Genomic DNA, 16,718 nt, shown 5'->3' with positions numbered 1-16,718 from the left:
CGCCGCCTGCGATCGCTCCGCCTGCGACCGCCTGGGCGTGTGCCGCCGGACTGGCCAGCAGCGCGACCGCGATCGCCGCGGCCGAAGTGGACATCTTGGTCATCTTGAAGTGCTCCCATCGCTTGAAGGCGCACTTTCAGGACATCGCTCCCCCGAACCGTTGATCCACCTGCGGAGATGCCGGTCGCCGGATTGTTCCGGTCGGATCCGACAGCTGTTTGGTCATGGGTACGAAGCGGACGGGGACACCGCCCGCTAGGTACGACGTCGGCTCGCCGGCCATGAAGCCGGCGGCCAGATAGAAGGCGACGCCCGGCAGCGTCGCCATCAGGTCGAGGCGCCGGAACCCGGCCCCCAATGCCGCCGTCTCGCTCGTGCGGAGCAGCGCCCCCGCGACGCCGCTCCGGGCATGGGCGGGGTCGACGAAGAAGGCGCGGATCCGCGCGGCCTCCGATGCCGGATCGAGCCACCGGTCGTCGCGCGCGGCGAACCGATCGCTGCCGAACAACGTCTCGCGGGCGCTCCACCCGCCGCAGCCGACCACCTCGCCACCGCGTTCGGCAACGAAATAGGAACCGTCCTCCACCAGCAGTGTGTCGATGCCGAAGATGTGCTCCATCGCCGCCGCCAGCTCGGGTCCGGAATAATGCCCTCCGTTCAGGCCGGCCGCGGATCGCACGATCAGCGCCTCTATGACCGGCACGTCGGCCGCCGTCGCCACGCGGGTCAGGACACCGGCCATCGAGCGACCCTGCCCTTTCCTGTCGATGACCCGGCCCCCTGCACTGTCGTCCCCCTCACGCCATGCCGCCGATCGTCGGCAGCATGGACCGGATGGCCGGCCACCCCCGACCGGCCATCCGATACGCGATAGACGCCACAGCGACGGGCCGTCCGCAACCGGAACTTGCGCAGGAATGACGTTAGGCTTGCCGGTTGTGATATTTCAGTACCATGACATCCGAAGCACCACCGGGCGGCCGGCTCTCGCCACCGGCCCGAAGTGTTGACAGGCCCGTCCCGCCCGACTAGCGGGAAGCCTTCTCCCGGCGGGCTTCGGCCCGATCGGGCACCAATGTTCGGGAAGTGAAGACAAGCCATGTTCGCAGTCGTGCGTACGGGCGGCAAGCAGTATCGCGTAGCCGCCGGAGACAAGATCGTCGTCGACACCATCGAGGGTGACGCTGGAACCTCGATCACGCTGGGCGACGTGCTGCTGGCGGGTGAGGGTTCGGAACTGCACCCGGTCGACGGCCTGACCGTCGCTGCCGAGATTATCGCGCACGCGCGCGGCGAGAAGGTGATCGTCTTCAAGAAGCGTCGCCGCCATAACTATCGTCGGCGCAACGGCCATCGTCAGAACCACACGATCCTGAAGATCGTGTCCGTCGGCGCACAGGCCTGAGGAGCTAGGACATGGCACACAAGAAAGCAGGCGGGTCGTCCCGCAACGGTCGCGACTCTGCAGGGCGTCGGCTCGGCGTCAAGAAGTTCGGCGGCCAGGAAGCGGTCGCGGGCAACATCCTCGTTCGCCAGCGCGGGACGAGGTTCTATCCGGGTCGCAACGTCGGCATCGGCAAGGATCATACGCTGTTCGCGCTCGTGGACGGCCGTGTGCTGTTCCATGACGGCAAGCTCGGCCGAAAGTTCTGTTCGGTCGAGATGCAGGCCGTCGCGGCCGAATAACGGGCGTCCATTCGGGCCGCCCACCAGGGCGACCCGAATGCCGGCATGGCATCGAACCAAGGGAGACGGGTCGCCCCGGCTCCCTTTTTCACGTCTCCCTCCTGCCTTGTCGCGGTCCCGTCACTCGGGCGCGGCAGCGAGCCTGACGAGGAGAGCGGCCATGTTCGCGCGTACCCCACGACTGTTCCTGCGGCCTGGCTGGCCCGAGGATGCGGCGGCCGTGGCGGCCGCGATCAACCACCAGGCGGTCGCGCACCGGCTGGAGAACGTTCCATTCCCCTATCATGCGAACGACGCGGTCGAGTGGCTGGCGCGACCGCACGATCCATGCGCCGCCTCGATGCTCGTCGTCAGCCACGAGGGCGAGCAGCCGGCGATCATCGGCGTCGTGAGCCTGATCCCGCGTGATGGCGAGCTGATGCTCGGCTATTGGTACACGCCACCCGCCTGGGGGCGCGGCTATGCGACGGAGGCGGGACGCGCGGCAGTCGACATCGCACGCCATTCGCTGGGCGCGCGCCGGCTGGGTTCACGCTATCATGCCGACAATCCCGCCTCCGCCAACGTCCTGCGCAAGCTGGGCTTCCGGGAGACCGGCATGCGGCGCCCGGTGCTCTCGCGCGCGCGCGGATACGCGGTCGAGGCCGTCGTCATGGAACTCGATCTTACGTCGGAAACGACGTGGCGCCGCGCTGCCTGACCGGTGACTCGCCACTGTCGCCCGACAGCGCCGCGCCGGCTCAGCCGATCCCGAAACCGGCCCTGCCACCCTCCCCCGCGTCGCCCCGCTCGCGCCCGGCGAGCACATTCTCCAGCTCGTCCAGCGAGTGGGGAACGTCCAGCGTCTGCGCGCCCAGGAACAGGCGCGTCCCCCCATCCTGCTGCGGGACCGCGTGGCTCAGCTTGTCGATGTCGACGAGTGCCCTGCCGGAAGGAAGCATCTCGATCTGGACGAAGCGCACGACGGGTCTCCTTGGGCTCTGGGCGTTCGCCGTAGGGCAGCGGGGGCCTGGACGAAAGCCGTTCGCCGGCTCCCATCGACGGTTCTCCCCGCACCGCGCGCGACGGCTCGGGATTGCCCTTGGCAACGAAAGTCTCGACAGCCGATCGGTGTCCCCGACCTCCCTGCCCCGGCGCCGATCCAGTCCCGACCAGTCGCGCGACGCCGCGCTGGAGGCGGCACGCGCCCTGCTGGTGGAGAACGGGCCGTCGGCGGTAACGCTCAAGGCGGTGGCGGCGCGGATCGGGCGAACCCATGCGACGCTGCTCCATCACTTCGGTACCGCCATAGGGCTTCAGCAGGCGCTGATCGCGCGGATGGCGGAGGAGATCACCGGCACGATCCGCGCGGCGATGCTGACGGCGCCCGGCCCGCCCGATCATGCCGGCATCGTCGCCCTGGTCTTCGATGCGTTCGGCGCGGGCGGCGCGGGTGCGCTGGCCAGCTGGATGATACTGACCGGCAACCGCGACGCGCTCCATCCGATCCTGCGCGCGATCCATGCACTCGTCGACGATCTGGTCGAGACACGACCCGAAGGCGGCAGGCCGATCGAGGACCAGACGTTGCAGCTGATGCTGATGGCGCTGGGTGACGCGCTGCTGGGGCCAGCGATGGCCGGCGCACTCGGCCTGCCGGCAGATCGCGCGCGAGGGCTCGCCTACGACCAGTTGGTCGCCGGACGGCCGCCCATCGCCTGATCGGCCCCGGTTCGCCGGCTCCAGCCAGTCGCATCCGGATCATGCGTTCTCATCCGGTGAACCGCTGGTCCTCACGATGGGACGTGCATCGCTTCATTCCGGCGCTCCGCCCGTATTATGAAAGTATGGAGGGATGATGAAATGAAGCAGCTGATCTGCCTGGCACTCGGGCACCGACGGTCGCGTGGGCGAGCGTATCACGATGGCCGCCAGTGGCACTCGTCATGCCGCCGCTGCGATGTCGCGATGACGCGAAGCCCGGATGGGCGTTGGAAACGCGCCTGGTCGCGGGATCTCGCAGCCTAGGCTATATAGCGTTCGCGACTGTCCAGCCGGTTGCTGATTGATTGTCGGTGAAGCCGGAGATGCCGGGCCGGCGATACCGCCTGACGACCGCCAGTGATTGTTCCGGAGATCGCGAGTCGCCTGCATGACGTCACCCATGCCCCCGGCCCTGATGCCGGCAGGTATCGGGCCGCACGCCTGCCGCTCATATCCCGCCTTCGTCCAGGCTGAGCAACGTCGCATTGCCGCCCGCGCTGGTGGTGTCGGTCGAGATCGCGCGCTCTAGGCAGAAGCGCGGCAGATAATGCGGTCCGCCCGCCTTGGGTCCCGTGCCCGATAGCCCTTCGCCCCCGAACGGCTGGCTGCCCACGACGGCGCCGATCATGCTGCGGTTGACGTAGAGGTTGCCGACCCGCGCCTCGGCTTCCACCAGTTCGGCGGCGCGCGCGATCCGGCTGTGGAGGCCCATCGTGAGGCCGAAGCCCTTCGCGTTCACCGCCGCGATCGTCCGGCCAAGCTGGCCCGCAGGCCATGTCGCGACGTGGAGCACGGGGCCGAACCATTCCGCCGTCAGCGCGTCGATCGAGGACAGCCGGACCAGCGTGGGCGGCACGAACAGGCCGTCGGCGGGCACGGGCACCGTCTTGACGACGCGGTCGCGGACCTGCTCGCGATAGGCCATCAGCCGGTCAAAGGCCGCGCGGTCGATCACGGGGCCTATGTCGGTGGCGGGATCGGCGGGATCGCCCACCACGAGCGTGTCCATAGCGCCCGACAGCATCGCGATCACGCCGTTCGCCACCTCCTCCTGCACCAGTAGCAGCCGCAGCGCCGAACAGCGTTGGCCCGCCGAGCGGAAGGCGCTCGTCACCACGTCGGCGACCACCTGTTCGGGCAGGGCAGTCGAATCGACGATCATGGCGTTGATCCCGCCCGTCTCGGCGATCAGCGGCACGAGCGGACGCGCCGTGCCGTCGTCGGAGTCCCCCAGCAGCGCGCGGGCGATCTTCTTGGCGGTGGGCGTAGAGCCGGTGAAGGCGACGCCGGCGATGCGCGGGTCGGCGGTCAGCTGCGCGCCCACCTCCGGGCCGCCGACCACCAGCACCAGCGCATCGGCGGGTACTCCCGCCTCATGCGCGAGCGCCACCGCGGCGGCGGCGATGCGCGGTGTCTGCGGCGCGGGCTTGGCGACCACGGCGTTGCCGGTGACCAGCGCGGCGGCGGTCTGGCCGAGGAAGATCGCGAGCGGGAAGTTCCAGGGCGCGATCGTCGCCCACACGCCCCGCCCGACCAGCCGCAGCACGTTGCGCTCGCCGGTCGGACCCGGCAGCTCGACGGGCGCGAGCGTCCGCCGCGCCTGCATCGCGTAGTAGCGGCAGAAGTCCGCCGCCTCGCGCACCTCGCCCAGCGCATCGGGGATCGTCTTGCCAGCCTCCTGCACGCAGATCGCCATCAGCGGGTCGCGGTCGCGCTCCAGCAGGTCGGCCAGCCGGTCGAGACAGGCGGCGCGATGCTCGACCGGGGCGGCGGACCAGGCGGGAAAGGCGGCATGGGCGCGGGCGATGGCGGCGGCGATCTCCCCTCCCTCTTTCGGGAGGGGTCGGGGGTGGACTTCTGAAGCGCGTGACGTGTCGACATTGCCTGCGGGGCCACCCCTTGCCGTGAGCGGGAGCGGAGGCTTCACCGCCGCTGCCACCCCGGCCAGTACGTCGCGATCCGCAAGGTCCAGCCCCGCGCTGTTCCGATGACCGTCCGCGGCCTCGAACAGGTTCACCGGTAACGGGATGCTCGGATGGCGGGTGCCGCCCACGGCGGCGATCCTGGCGACCGGATCGGCCAGGATGTCCGCCTCCGACAATCGTGCATCGGCGAGCTGGTGGACGAAGGACGAGTTCGCCCCGTTCTCCAGCAGCCGGCGGACAAGATATGCCAGCAGGTCGCGGTGCCCGCCGACCGGCGCGTAGACGCGGGTGTGATAGCCACGCTCGCGCACCATCCGCTCGTACAGGCCGTCGCCCATGCCATGCAGCCGCTGGAACTCGAAGTCGCGCTGGTTGCCCGCCCATTCGGCAATCGTCGCGACGGTCAGCGCGTTGTGGCTGGCGAATGCCGGCCGGATGTTGGGCGCGTCGAGCATGTCGCGCGCTACCGCCAGGTAGGACACGTCCGTCGCCGCCTTGCGCGTGAACAGCGGATAGTCGACCAGGCCCTCTACCTGCGCGCGCTTGATCTCGCTGTCCCAATACGCGCCCTTGACGAGCCGGACGTTCCATCGCTGACCGCACTCGCCCGCCAGCGCGTCGGCCCAGGCGATCACCGGCCGCGCACGTTTGGAATAGGCCTGCACCGCCAAGCCGAACCCGTCCCAGCCGCGGAAGCGGGGCTGGCGCACCACGTCCTCGATGATGTCGAGGCTCATCTCCAGCCGCTCGCTCTCTTCGGCGTCGACGGTCAGGTGGATGCCCGCGTCCTGCGCCTGTGCGGCGAGTTCGTGCAGCATGGCGGCGAGCGCGGGCACGCATCGCCCGTGTTGCGCGACCTCATAACGCGGGTGGAGCGCCGACAGTTTGATCGACACCGAATGACCCTCGTGCGCATAGGCGCCGATCCGGTCGATCGCGCCGCGATACGCCTCCATGTAGCGTGCCGCGTCCTCGCTCGTCCGCGCCGCCTCTCCCAGCATGTCGAAGCTGGCGGTGAAGCCCTTGTGCTCGGTCCGACGCATCCGGGCCATCGCCTCGTCGATGGTTCGGCCCATCACGAAGATCTCGCCCATCATCTTCATCGCCGCGCCGACCGCCTGGCGCACGAACGGCTCGCCCGCGCGCGCGATCAGCCGGCGCAGCGCGCCGCCTTCCTCGCCGACCAGCGCGCGGCCGACCACCAGCCCCCATGTTGCGGAGTTGACCAGTCGCGACGACGACTGCCCGGCATGCGACCGCCAGTCCGCGTCGCCCAGCTTGTCTGCGATCAGCAGGTCCGCGGTCTCGGGATCGGGCACGCGCAGGAACGCCTCCGCCAGGCTCAGCAGCGCGATCCCCTCCGCCGAGCCCAGCCGATACTCCTGCAGGAACCGGTTGACCCATCCTCTTCCCTGCGCCTCGCGCAGGTCCGCCAGCAGCCCCCGCGCCGCGCCCATCGTCCGCTCGCGCGATTCGGGCGACAGGTCGGCGCGGGCAAGCAGCGGATTTAGAACATCGGGTTCGGCGGCGCGGTGCAGGCGACGCATCTCCGAACGGGGGCTGGAGAGTGCGGTGACGGTCATGGTTCGAAAGTCCGGTGTGACGAGGCTTGCGGCGGGGGCGAACCCTCGCCTACACGAGCCTTCGCATGTAGCGCGTCTGACCTCGAGGGAAATGGGGCAGGAGCGAAACGGGCGGAGGAAAACGGTGCCAGCGATCCTGCCGGAGGAAATGGCGGCCTGGGCCGGCACCGAACAGGTGTCCGGCTGGGTGGAAGTGACGCAAGGCATGATCGACCGCTTCGCCGAGGCGACGGGCGACCATCAGTTCATCCACGTCGATCCGGCACGCGCGGCCGCCACGCCGTTCGGGGGCACGATCGCGCACGGTTTCCTCATCCTGTCGCTCCTGCCGTCGCTGGCATCGAAGGTGCCCGACCAGGCGACGCTCGAAGGGCTGCGGATGGGCGTCAACTATGGCGGCAACAGAATCCGGTTCGTTACTCCCGTCCGCTCGGGCAGTCGCGTGCGCGGACGCTTCCGGCTGGTCGAGTTCGTCGCGAGGGGTCCTGGTCGCTATCAGCGGACCGACGAGGTCACGGTCGAGATCGCGGGCCAGGACAAACCCGCGCTGATCGCCGAATGGATCAGCCAGCAGTTCGTATGACGTAAATCATCGCCTCCGCCTGCCGACGGGTCGGGGAGAGGTTCTTCCACCCTCACCTCACCCGCCAATGCCCGTGGCCGAGCGGGCACCCACCCCATTTCCTCCCGAGAGCGGGAGGGGGAGAGAGAAAAATGCGTTCCGCCGTCATCGTCTCCACCGCCCGCACGCCGATCGGCCGCGCGTACCGCGGCGCCTTCAACGACCTGCCCGCGCCCACGCTGGCAAGCCACGCGATCCGGGCCGCCGTCGAGCGCGCCGGAATCCAAGGCGACGAGGTGGACGACGTGATCTTCGGCGCCGCGCTCCAGCAGGGGCACCAGGCAACGAACATCGCGCGCACGTCGCTGCTGCGCGCCGGGCTTCCCGTCGGCGTGCCGGGCATGTCGCTCGACCGGCAGTGCGCGTCCGGGCTGATGGCGATCGCCGCCGCCGCCAAGCAGATCGTGGTCGACCGGATGGATGTCTGCATAGGCGGCGGCGTGGAGAGCATCAGCCTCGTCCAGACGCCGCAGATGCGGGTCGCCGCCGATCCCGACCTGCTGGCGATGCACGCCGACATCTACATGCCCATGCTCCAGACCGCTGAAGTGGTCGGCAAGCGGTATGGCATCGGCCGCGACCGGTGCGACGAATACGCCCTGCGCTCGCAGCGACTGACCGCGCAGGCGCAGGCGGCGGGACGGTTCGCCGCGGAGATCGTGCCCGTCACCGCGACGATGGGACTGCTCGACAAGGCGACCAAGGAGATCATCCACAAGGAGATCACCCTGTCGAAGGACGAGGGCAACCGCGCCGACACCACGCTGGAGGGCCTAGGGAAGCTTGCGCCGGTGATGGGCGCTGACGCGATCGTCACGGCGGGCAACGCCAGCCAGCTGTCCGACGGTGCCTCGGCCTGCGTCCTGATGGAGGAGAGGCTGGCGGAACAGCGCGGGCTGGCGCCGCTCGGCCGTTATGTCGGCATGGCGGTGGCGGGCACGAAGCCCGACGAGATGGGCATCGGCCCGGTCTTCGCGATACCCAAGCTGCTGGAGCGGTTCGGGATGAGGATGGACGATATCGGCCTGTGGGAGCTTAACGAGGCGTTCGCGGTCCAGGTGCTCTACTGTCAGGACAAACTTGGCATCCCCGAGGAGCGGCTGAACGTCAGCGGCGGCGCGATCGCGATCGGCCACCCCTATGGCATGTCGGGCGCGCGCATGACCGGCCACGCGCTGATCGAGGGCAAGCGGCGCGGCGTCCGTCATGTGGTCGTCACGATGTGCGTCGGCGGCGGCATGGGCGCGGCCGGTCTGTTCGAGGTGTTGTGAGGCGCACCGACGCAAGTCAGCCGCAACCAACCCCGCATGTCGTCGTTCTGCAACCGAACCGATCACAGGAGACGATCATGGTCGACAAGGACACGCCGCAGGAAGTGGCCGCCAAGTTCCTCGCTAGGCTGAAAGACAGCCCCTTCATCATGATCGGACTGGCGGGTGGTCACCATGTGGAGCCGATGAACGTCAAGACGGACGAAGATCAGCCCAACGTGCTGTTCGTCTTCTCCGGCAAGGAGAACCGCATCGCGGCGGGTGGTGAGGCGACTGCGCAGTTCGCCGGCAAGGGGCACGACTTCTTCGCGTCGCTGATGGGCACCGTCAGCGAGGAGACCGATCATGCGACCTTCGACAAGCTCTGGGACAATCGTGTCGAAGCCTGGTTCCCCAACGGCAAGCAGGACGCCCGGCTCAATCGCTTCGACGTATCGTCCGCCGAGCTGTGGGAAACGGACGTGTCGCTCGGGGGGCGGCTGAAGATGCTGATAGGCGGCACGATCAAGCCGCAAGAGTCGAGCAGCCACGCGATGGTCGACTCGATCGCCTGACCTCCAGCGACCCGAACGAAAGGGCTTCACTGTGTCGGTGGAGCCCTTTCGATGTTAAAGCCCGATCCGACGTCAGGGTCGGTCTAAGTCGGCGTTGGCCGCCATCCATTCTTCGACGACCGGCGCTATCCGGTTCCGCCACTTCGAGCCGTTGAAGATGCCGTAGTGCCCGACGCCCTCGGCCAGATGGTATGACTTCCTCTGATCCGGCAACGCCGTCGCCAGCGTCAGCACGGCGCGCGTCTGGCCCAGGCCCGAGATGTCGTCCCGCTCGCCCTCGATCGCGAGCAGGCCGATGTCGGTGATCGCCGCGGGATCGACCCGCCGTCCGCGATGCATCATCTCACCGCGGGGCAGCGCGTGCGTCTGGAAGACGACGTTGATCGTCTGGAGATAGAACTCCGCCGTCATGTCGCAGACCGATCGATACTCGTCGTAGAACGCCTGCGTCGACCCTGCGCCCTCGCCGTCGCCTGCGACCAGATGCTTGAACATGTCGTAATGGCTGTTGAGGTGGTTGCCGAGGTTCATCGTCATGAAGCCGGCGAGTTGCAGAAAGCCCGGGTATACCCGCCGCCCCGCGCCCGGATAGCTCGCCGGGACGGTCGCGATCACGTTCTGCTCGAACCAGCTGTGCGGGCGCTTCGTCGCAAGCGTGTTCACCGCGGTCGGCGACTCGCGCGTGTCGACCGGGCCGCCCATCATCGTCAGCGTGCGCGGACGGTTGGGGTGCCGGTCCGCGCTCATCAGCGCGGCGGCCGCATAGCAGGGTACCGACGGCTGACACACCGCCAGCATGTGCGGGCGGGGATCGGCCTCGCCTCCGCCGATCTGCCCGATCGCCTCGCAGAAGCGGATCAGATAATCGACATAATCGTCGAGGTCGAACGTCCCTTCCGCCATCGGCACGCAGCGGGCGTCGCGCCAGTCGGTGACATAGACGTCGGCGCTCTGGATCATCCGCTCGACCGTGCCGCGAAGCAGGGTGGCGAAATGGCCCGACATCGGCGCGACGATCAGCAGCCTGGGGCCACCGTCGACCCCCTCGCGACGGAACCGCTTCAGCTGCCCGAACGGCAGCCGCAGCACGACCTCCTCGTGCACCGCGACCTCCCGCCCGTCCACCATCGTGCGATCGAGCCCGAAGGCCGGCTTTCCGCGCGGGGCGGCGGCATGGGCGAACACCTCCAGCGCCGAGCCGAGCACCGGCCCGCCGCCGAAATAGCCGAACGGGTTCATCGGATTGCGGAGCAGCCCCGCGCTCCAGCTGGCGATCGCCCCGGCGCCGGCGAGCATCGAACGCTGATATTCATAGGCATCGTAGAGCATGGCACCGTCCCCTGGACGAAAATGGTTGCGGATGCGGTAAAGCAATTCAGGGCACAGACAATGCTGCGCTGCAATATCCCGACGACGCCCGCCTGTTGAGCCTGTCCGCCCGCGCTGCTACCGCGCGGTCATGGCCGATACCGTTCCCGCCGACGTCGCCCCCGCCGTAACCCGCGCTCCGGCCCCGTCGTCGCGCCCGGCCGGAGCATCGGCGTCGCACCGGCTGGGCAGCCTGAGGATGATCTGGCGCTTCGCATCGCATTATCCCGGCCAGATCGCCATCTCGCTCGTGGCGTTGCTGGTCACCTCGGGGACGACGCTGTTCATCCCGTGGCGCTTCAAGTCGGTGATCGACCAAGGGTTCGGCCGCGGGGCGGACATGGCGCACATCGACCGGGTCTTCTATGGCCTGTTCGGGCTCGTCGTCCTGCTGGCGATGGCGACGGCGGTGCGCTTCTACTCGGTGTCCTGGCTCGGTGAGCGGACGGTGGCGGACATCCGCGCCGCGGTGCAGGCCAATCTGCTGCGGCTGTCGCCTGGCTGGTTCGAGGAGAACCGTCCGTCCGAGATCGCATCCCGCCTGACCTCCGACACCGCGCAGATCGAGACGACGGTAGGCAGCACGGTGTCGATCGCGTTGCGCAACGCATTGACCGGCATCGGCGGCACGATCCTGCTGTTCGTGATCGCCCCCAGGATCGCGGGCTCGCTGATCGTCGCGATCCCGGTCGTGATCCTGCCGATCGCGGTGCTCGGCCGGCGCGTCCGCGGCTTCTCGCGTGCGAGCCAGGATCGGATCGCGGAAATCGGCGCGATGGTCGTCGAGGTGCTGGGCGCGATGCGGATCGTGCAGGCGTTCGGGCAGGAGGCGCGAGAGGAGGCACGCTTTGCCGGCGCGGTCGATCGCGGTTTCGCGGCGGCGAAGCAGCGGATCCTGATACGCGCGATCATGACCGCGCTTGTGATGATGCTGCTCTTCGGGGCGGTCACGCTGCTTTTGTGGACGACGGTGGCCGATGTCGCCGCCGGCCGGCTGACCGGCGGGTCGCTTACCGCCTTCATCGGCATCGCCGGCCTCGTCACCGGCGCGTTCGGATCGCTGACGGAGGTTTACGGAGACCTGCTGCGCGCGGCGGGCGCGGCCGAGCGGCTGCACGAGCTGCTGGTCGAGCGACCGGACATCGCCGCGCCCGCGCATCCGGTGCCGCTGCCCGAGCCTACGCGGGAACACCCGTCCGGCGGCCTCGCGTTCGAGCATGTCGGGTTCCGCTATCCTACCCGGCACGACCTGCCCGCGTTGCACGATTTCTCGCTGACCGTCGCGCCGGGCGAGACGGTGGCGATCGTCGGCCCATCGGGGGCGGGGAAGTCGACGCTGTTCCAGCTGGTGCAGCGTTTCTACGACCCGCAGGAGGGCTGCATCCGGATCGATGGTGTCGCGTTGCCGCAGGCGGATCCGGCGGCGATCCGGGAGCGGATCGCGATGGTGCCGCAGGAAACGGTGATCTTCGCCGCCTCCGCCCGCGACAACCTGCGGTATGGCCGCTGGGACGCGGACGATGCGAGCATCTGGGCCGCGGCGGAGGCGGCGAACGCGGCCGAGTTCCTGCGCCGGCTGCCCGACGGCCTCGACACCTTCCTGGGCGAGGCCGGCGCGCGGCTGTCGGGCGGGCAGCGTCAGCGGGTGGCGATCGCCCGGGCGCTGCTGCGCAACTCGCCGGTGCTGCTGCTCGACGAGGCTACAAGCGCGCTAGACGCCGAAAGCGAGCAGCTGGTGCAGCAGGCGCTGGACCGGCTGATGTCGCATCGCACGACGCTGGTGATCGCGCACCGGCTGGCGACGGTGCGCGCGGCGGGGCGGATCGTCGTGATGGACGATGGCCGCATCGTCGGACAGGGCACCCATGCCGCCCTGATCGCGCAAGGCGGTCTGTATGCACGGCTCGCGGCATTGCAGTTCAGCGACGCGGCATAGGCTCGCGCGGGCCGACGCTCGGCCATCCTCCGGATCGTGGCGTCTCCGGATTGTCGCGCTAGTCGGGACGTCGGACCATGTGAAACGGCTTGTACCATTCCGGTTCAGACTGGTGGGACAGGCGTTTGCAGGTTAGATCATTCTCATTATACTAAGTTAAATGAAAAGCGATCCGGTCCCAGGCTCGGGCACCCTGCTACCGGTGGCGCGCTACTCCTCGACATCGCAACGGCCCGAAGATCGCTACCCCGCGTGGCGTGAGGGATCGCTTCTCCAGTTCGGGCGCCTGTACGATACCAAGCCTCTGGTGCCGTTCACTGTCGAGACAAGTTCGGCACAGCTCGGAAGCATCGGCTTCAGCCACTCGCGCATGACCTCGCAGAATTGGCATCGGACGCCCGGCCACATCCGTACCGACGGCAGCGATCCGCTGATGGTCGCCATCCGGTTCGAGGGAGAGGGCCGGGGCGATGCCAACGGACGCGCTTTCGATGCGCCGGCGGGATGCATCGCGCTCAGCGACTTCGGGCAACCGATGTCCCATTTCTCGGAAACGGCGTTCACTGCGGTACTCGCCATCCCGCGCGCGGTCGCGGAACGCACCTTGCCGCATGTGCGCACGCTGCACGGCCTGGTCATCCAGCCACAGGTTGCCGGCCTGTTGCGCTCTCACGCCCGGGCGATGATCGAGGCGCTGGATGCCGGTCTGCCCGCCCACCACGCCGCGCGCCTCGGCCGCGTCACGCTCGATCTCCTGGAGATCGGCGTGGCTCGGTCGATACCGTCGGGTACCGTGACACCCGTGGCTGCCGCGACCGGCGCGCGGCTGGCGGCGGAGGCTGTCATCGAACAGAAGCTGGGATCGTCGACGCTGACCATCGGCAATCTATGCCGATGGTCGGGCGTGTCGCGATCGACGCTGTACCGGTTGTTCGACGCGGAAGGCGGCGTGCAGGCGTTCATCCGCAGCCGGCGGCTCGCCCACGTCGCAGAGGAACTGCGTCGCGACAGCCGCGAGCGGATCTCCGACATCGCCGAACGCTGGGGGTTCTGTGACGCGGCCCATCTGTCGCGCCTGTTCCGCCACAGTTTCGGACGGTCGCCGAGCGACTATCGCGCCGGGCACGACCGACCATAGCGGCCGGGCGGCAAGCAACGGGTCTCGTCCCGCCCGGATGTCATCCCCCGAAGGCGATCGCCCCGGCCGCGGCGAAGCCCGCGACGGCCAGCACGCCCAATACCCGGGCGAGCGACTCCTTGCGGAAGTCGGCCAGTCGCCTCGTATCGAGCCAGTAGGTCCCCTCCCCCGCCGCCCGCAACGCGCCGAACGCGATCATGCGGCGGACGATGTGCCGCTCCACCCGGCCGCCCGGCTCCGGACAAGCGATCGCGTGGTTCGGCAGCGTCGCGCCGGCGCTGGTGAAATGGTCGACGATCCGCCGGCGAGCGCGGGCGGCCAGGGTGGCAGCGACGGTGCCGGTCATCGCTTCTTTCCCTGATGGCGGACGTTGGCGGGTCGCCCGCGCCGGTGGAGCACGCGCGCGCCTCCCTTGCCACCGTCGCCCGGCCCCCGCGCGGGCCTGGCTCCCGATGCCGGTCCCGACCCGCCCGCGCCCTCGGGCAGTTCGAAGCGCAGCGCCCCCGACACCGGGTTCGCCTCCACCAGCCGCAGCACAAGCCGCTGGCCGAGCGTGTATCGCTCGCCGCTATGCTCGCCGGTCAGCGTGCGCGCCCCCTCGTCGAAGCGGAAATACTCGGTTCCCAGGTCGCGCACCGACAGCAGTCCGTCGCCGCCGATCCCCTCCACCGTCGCGAAGAGCCCGAAATTGGTGACGCCCGTCACCCGCGCATCGACCAGCTCGCCTGCGCGCTCCGACAGGAAAGCGGCGACGTAGCGGTCGACCGTGTCGCGCTCCGCCTCCATCGCGCGTCGCTCCAGCCGGCTGATCGCGGTGCCGATCGCCTCCATGGCCTCCGCCTCGCCGCCCGACAGCGCGCCCGAGCCGAGATCGTACGCGGCCACGAGGCTGCGATGCACCAGCAGGTCGGCATAGCGGCGGATCGGCGAAGTGAAATGCGCGTAGCTGCCCAGGCCCAGCCCGAAATGACCAAGGTTGGCGGGCGCGTAATAGGCCTGCGTCTGCGTGCGCAGCACCTGCTCCATCACCTGCGGCCGGAACTCCGCCTCGCCGATCCGCGCCAGCACGTGGTTGAACGTCGCCGGGCGGATCACCTGGCCTAGCGCGAACGCGACGTCGAACGTGGCCAGATAGTCCTTCAGCGCCGCCAGCTTCTCGCGCGCGGGCGGCTCGTGCACGCGGTACATCACCGGCGCCCTCTTCCGCTCCAGCGCCTTTGCCGCGGCGACGTTGGCGGCGATCATGTAATCCTCGATCAGCCGGTGCGCGTCGAGCCGCTCGCGCGGCGCGACCGACAGGATCCGGCCCTGCTCGTCCAGAACCACGCGGCGTTCGGGCAGATCGAGGTCCAGCGGCTCGCGCGCATCCCGTGCCGCCGCGAGCGCACGCCAGCAGGCCCACAGGGGCAGGAGGGCGGCCAGTACCTCCCCTCCCGCCTGCGGGAGGGGACCGGCGGCCGCGTCCACCAGCGCCTGCGCGTCCTCATACGCGATATTCGCCGCCAGCCGCACCGTCGCGCGGCTGAAGCGCCAGTCCTTCAGCTCGCCCTTCGCCCCGATCCGCAGGTGACAGGCGAGCGCCGCGCGATCGACCCCCTCCTTCAGCGAGCAGACATCCGCCGACAGCAGCTCGGGCAGCATCGGCACGACCCGGTCGGGGAAATACACGCTGTTCCCCCGCCGCCGCGCTTCGCGGTCGAGCGCCGAACCGGGGCGGACGTAGAAGGACACGTCGGCGATCGCCACGATCGCGCGCCAGCCGCCGGGATTGCCGGGATCGTCGTCGGGCGTCGCCCATACCGCATCGTCATGATCGCGCGCGTCGGACGGGTCGATCGCGACGATGGGCAGATGGGTCAGGTCCTCGCGTTCCTGCCGATCCGCCGACGCGGATGCAGTGCCGCCCTGCAACGGCAGCCTCGCGACCTCGACCGCCTCCGCCAGCGCCTCGGGGGCGAAGACGTCGGGGATGCCGAGCTTGTGGATCGCGATCAGCGAGAAGCTGCGGGCCGCGAATGGGTCGCCCAGCACCTGCGTCACCCGCGCGGTGATCCGCGGCGGTCGGCCCGCCTTCTCCGCCAGCACCAGGTCGCCCGCCTGCCCGCCGCCAGCGTCCGACACCGGCCAGTCGCGCCGGTCCTTCTTGTCGACGCCCTGCAGGAACAGGCGTTCTCCCTCGGCGCGCAGGACGCCCAGCATCAGCTCCTCGCCCTTGGGCAGGACCTTCATCGGGTGCGCGATCCAGCCCTGGCCGGCCTCTTCGGTCCGCGCGAGCAGCCGCTCGCCGACCCCCAGCGCACCGCGCTTGCGCTCGCGCACCCGGAGGCGGGGCATCGGCACCCCGTCCGCCTCCCATCGCTCGGGCACCGCCCAAACATTGCCATCGTCGTCCACATCGACGATGCGCAGCACCGTCACCTTGGGCAGCCCGCCCATGGCATGGAAGGCACGGCCGGGGGCGGAGTCGATCAGCCCCTCGTCCGCCATGTCGTTCAACAGCGCCTTCAGCGCGATCTTCTGCTGGGCGTGCAGGCCGAAGGCGCGCGCGATCTCGCGCTTGCCCGCCGGCTGGTCCGACGTGGCGATGAAGTCTAGGATCTGCTCGCGGCTCGGCAGGCCTGCCAGGTCGTGCGCCATCAGCGGACCAGACGCCGGGGGCCGGTCACTTGGCGGTGGCGCTCGCGTCCCGGCCGTTGCCCTCCGGCGCGGCGACGATGTCGCGGGTGGTAGCCTGCTTGTCGACCACCGCGGTGCCCGGATCGCCGGCCGACGAGCGGATGCCCGGGTCGACCTCGTCACTGCCCGCAGCGTCCACCGTCGAGCGTTCGCCGGCCGAGCGCGGCGCGGCGCCGCCGAACAGCGCGTCGAGCGCCTGCGCGCTGGCATTGCCAC

At 69.4% G+C, this 16,718-nt stretch carries 15 protein-coding genes and 1 pseudogene; 9 read left to right on the top strand and 7 right to left on the bottom strand.

The annotated features are described in order from the left end of the window. Positions 1 to 136: 136 nt before the first annotated feature. On the bottom strand, positions 137 to 742 hold the full coding sequence (locus HUV01_RS04020) for a GNAT family N-acetyltransferase (RefSeq protein ID WP_174297026.1): 606 nt from the start codon (positions 740 to 742) through the stop codon (positions 137 to 139). Between the two features lie 357 nt (positions 743 to 1,099). Between HUV01_RS04020 and rplU the strand changes: the two genes are divergently transcribed. From rplU to HUV01_RS04005, 3 genes are all read left to right on the top strand, one after another. Then, positions 1,100 to 1,405, top strand: a complete 306-nt coding sequence (gene rplU / locus HUV01_RS04015; protein WP_174297025.1) for a 50S ribosomal protein L21 — start codon at positions 1,100 to 1,102, stop codon at positions 1,403 to 1,405. Between the two features lie 11 nt (positions 1,406 to 1,416). After that, the gene (gene rpmA / locus HUV01_RS04010) at positions 1,417 to 1,686 is read left to right on the top strand and encodes a 50S ribosomal protein L27 (RefSeq protein ID WP_174297024.1); all 270 of its coding nucleotides are present in this window, start codon (positions 1,417 to 1,419) and stop codon (positions 1,684 to 1,686) included. Positions 1,687 to 1,846: 160 nt separating this feature from the next. Then, complete coding sequence (locus tag HUV01_RS04005; protein ID WP_174297023.1) at positions 1,847 to 2,386, top strand: GNAT family N-acetyltransferase; 540 nt, start codon at positions 1,847 to 1,849, stop codon at positions 2,384 to 2,386. 40 nt (positions 2,387 to 2,426) lie between these two features. Here the strand turns inward: HUV01_RS04005 and HUV01_RS04000 are convergent, their stop codons facing one another. Further along, complete coding sequence (locus HUV01_RS04000) at positions 2,427 to 2,648, bottom strand: hypothetical protein (protein ID WP_174297014.1); 222 nt, start codon at positions 2,646 to 2,648, stop codon at positions 2,427 to 2,429. A 148-nt stretch (positions 2,649 to 2,796) separates the two neighbouring features. Here HUV01_RS04000 and HUV01_RS03995 point away from each other — a divergent pair, with 148 nt between their 5' ends. Continuing rightward, on the top strand, positions 2,797 to 3,387 hold the full coding sequence (locus tag HUV01_RS03995; RefSeq protein WP_254606367.1) for a TetR family transcriptional regulator: 591 nt from the start codon (positions 2,797 to 2,799) through the stop codon (positions 3,385 to 3,387). Positions 3,388 to 3,877: 490 nt separating this feature from the next. On the opposite strand, the gene putA is transcribed toward HUV01_RS03995, so the two are convergent. Next, a complete protein-coding gene (gene putA / locus HUV01_RS03990; protein WP_174297021.1) occupies positions 3,878 to 6,937 on the bottom strand; it encodes a bifunctional proline dehydrogenase/L-glutamate gamma-semialdehyde dehydrogenase PutA in 3,060 nt (1,019 codons plus the stop codon). 148 nt (positions 6,938 to 7,085) lie between these two features. Here putA and HUV01_RS03985 point away from each other — a divergent pair, with 148 nt between their 5' ends. The 3 genes from HUV01_RS03985 (at position 7,086) to HUV01_RS03975 (ending at position 9,384) form a co-directional block, all read left to right on the top strand. After that, positions 7,086 to 7,520 carry a MaoC family dehydratase gene (locus HUV01_RS03985; protein WP_174297028.1) on the top strand — a complete coding sequence of 145 codons (435 nt, stop codon included), beginning with the start codon at positions 7,086 to 7,088 and terminating at the stop codon, positions 7,518 to 7,520. A gap of 131 nt (positions 7,521 to 7,651) precedes the next feature. Next, a complete protein-coding gene (locus HUV01_RS03980) occupies positions 7,652 to 8,830 on the top strand; it encodes an acetyl-CoA C-acyltransferase (protein WP_174297020.1) in 1,179 nt (392 codons plus the stop codon). 77 nt (positions 8,831 to 8,907) lie between these two features. Beyond that, positions 8,908 to 9,384 carry a pyridoxamine 5'-phosphate oxidase family protein gene (locus tag HUV01_RS03975; RefSeq protein ID WP_174297019.1) on the top strand — a complete coding sequence of 159 codons (477 nt, stop codon included), beginning with the start codon at positions 8,908 to 8,910 and terminating at the stop codon, positions 9,382 to 9,384. A gap of 72 nt (positions 9,385 to 9,456) precedes the next feature. Here the strand turns inward: HUV01_RS03975 and HUV01_RS03970 are convergent, their stop codons facing one another. After that, entirely contained in the window at positions 9,457 to 10,713 is a 1,257-nt protein-coding gene (locus tag HUV01_RS03970; protein ID WP_174297018.1) for a polyhydroxyalkanoate depolymerase, read from the bottom strand. A 130-nt stretch (positions 10,714 to 10,843) separates the two neighbouring features. On the opposite strand from HUV01_RS03970, the gene HUV01_RS03965 reads away from it, so the two are divergent. Together HUV01_RS03965 and HUV01_RS03960 are read left to right on the top strand one after the other, a co-directional pair. After that, positions 10,844 to 12,688 (top strand): ABC transporter transmembrane domain-containing protein, encoded by a 1,845-nt coding sequence (locus HUV01_RS03965; RefSeq protein ID WP_438827142.1) that lies wholly within the window; start codon positions 10,844 to 10,846, stop codon positions 12,686 to 12,688. Between the two features lie 160 nt (positions 12,689 to 12,848). Continuing rightward, positions 12,849 to 13,826 (top strand): helix-turn-helix domain-containing protein, encoded by a 978-nt coding sequence (locus HUV01_RS03960; RefSeq protein WP_174297017.1) that lies wholly within the window; start codon positions 12,849 to 12,851, stop codon positions 13,824 to 13,826. 40 nt (positions 13,827 to 13,866) lie between these two features. Here the strand turns inward: HUV01_RS03960 and HUV01_RS03955 are convergent, their stop codons facing one another. The 3 genes and pseudogenes from HUV01_RS03955 to HUV01_RS03945 all read right to left on the bottom strand — a co-directional run. Next, positions 13,867 to 14,172, bottom strand: a complete 306-nt coding sequence (locus tag HUV01_RS03955; protein WP_174297016.1) for a hypothetical protein — start codon at positions 14,170 to 14,172, stop codon at positions 13,867 to 13,869. Then, the gene (locus HUV01_RS03950) at positions 14,169 to 16,463 is read right to left on the bottom strand and encodes a ribonuclease R family protein (protein WP_174297015.1); all 2,295 of its coding nucleotides are present in this window, start codon (positions 16,461 to 16,463) and stop codon (positions 14,169 to 14,171) included. The genes HUV01_RS03955 and HUV01_RS03950 overlap by 4 nt, the downstream gene beginning before the upstream one ends. A gap of 25 nt (positions 16,464 to 16,488) precedes the next feature. After that, positions 16,489 to 16,718 (bottom strand): annotated as a pseudogene (locus HUV01_RS03945) (DUF3035 domain-containing protein); the annotation flags it as partial.

It is taken from the genome of Sphingomonas bacterium, assembly GCF_903643035.1.
Taxonomy (GTDB): Bacteria; Pseudomonadota; Alphaproteobacteria; order Sphingomonadales; family Sphingomonadaceae; genus Sphingomonas.
Note: the sequence above shows the minus strand (reverse complement) of the source record. Positions and strands in the feature narration are given on the sequence as shown.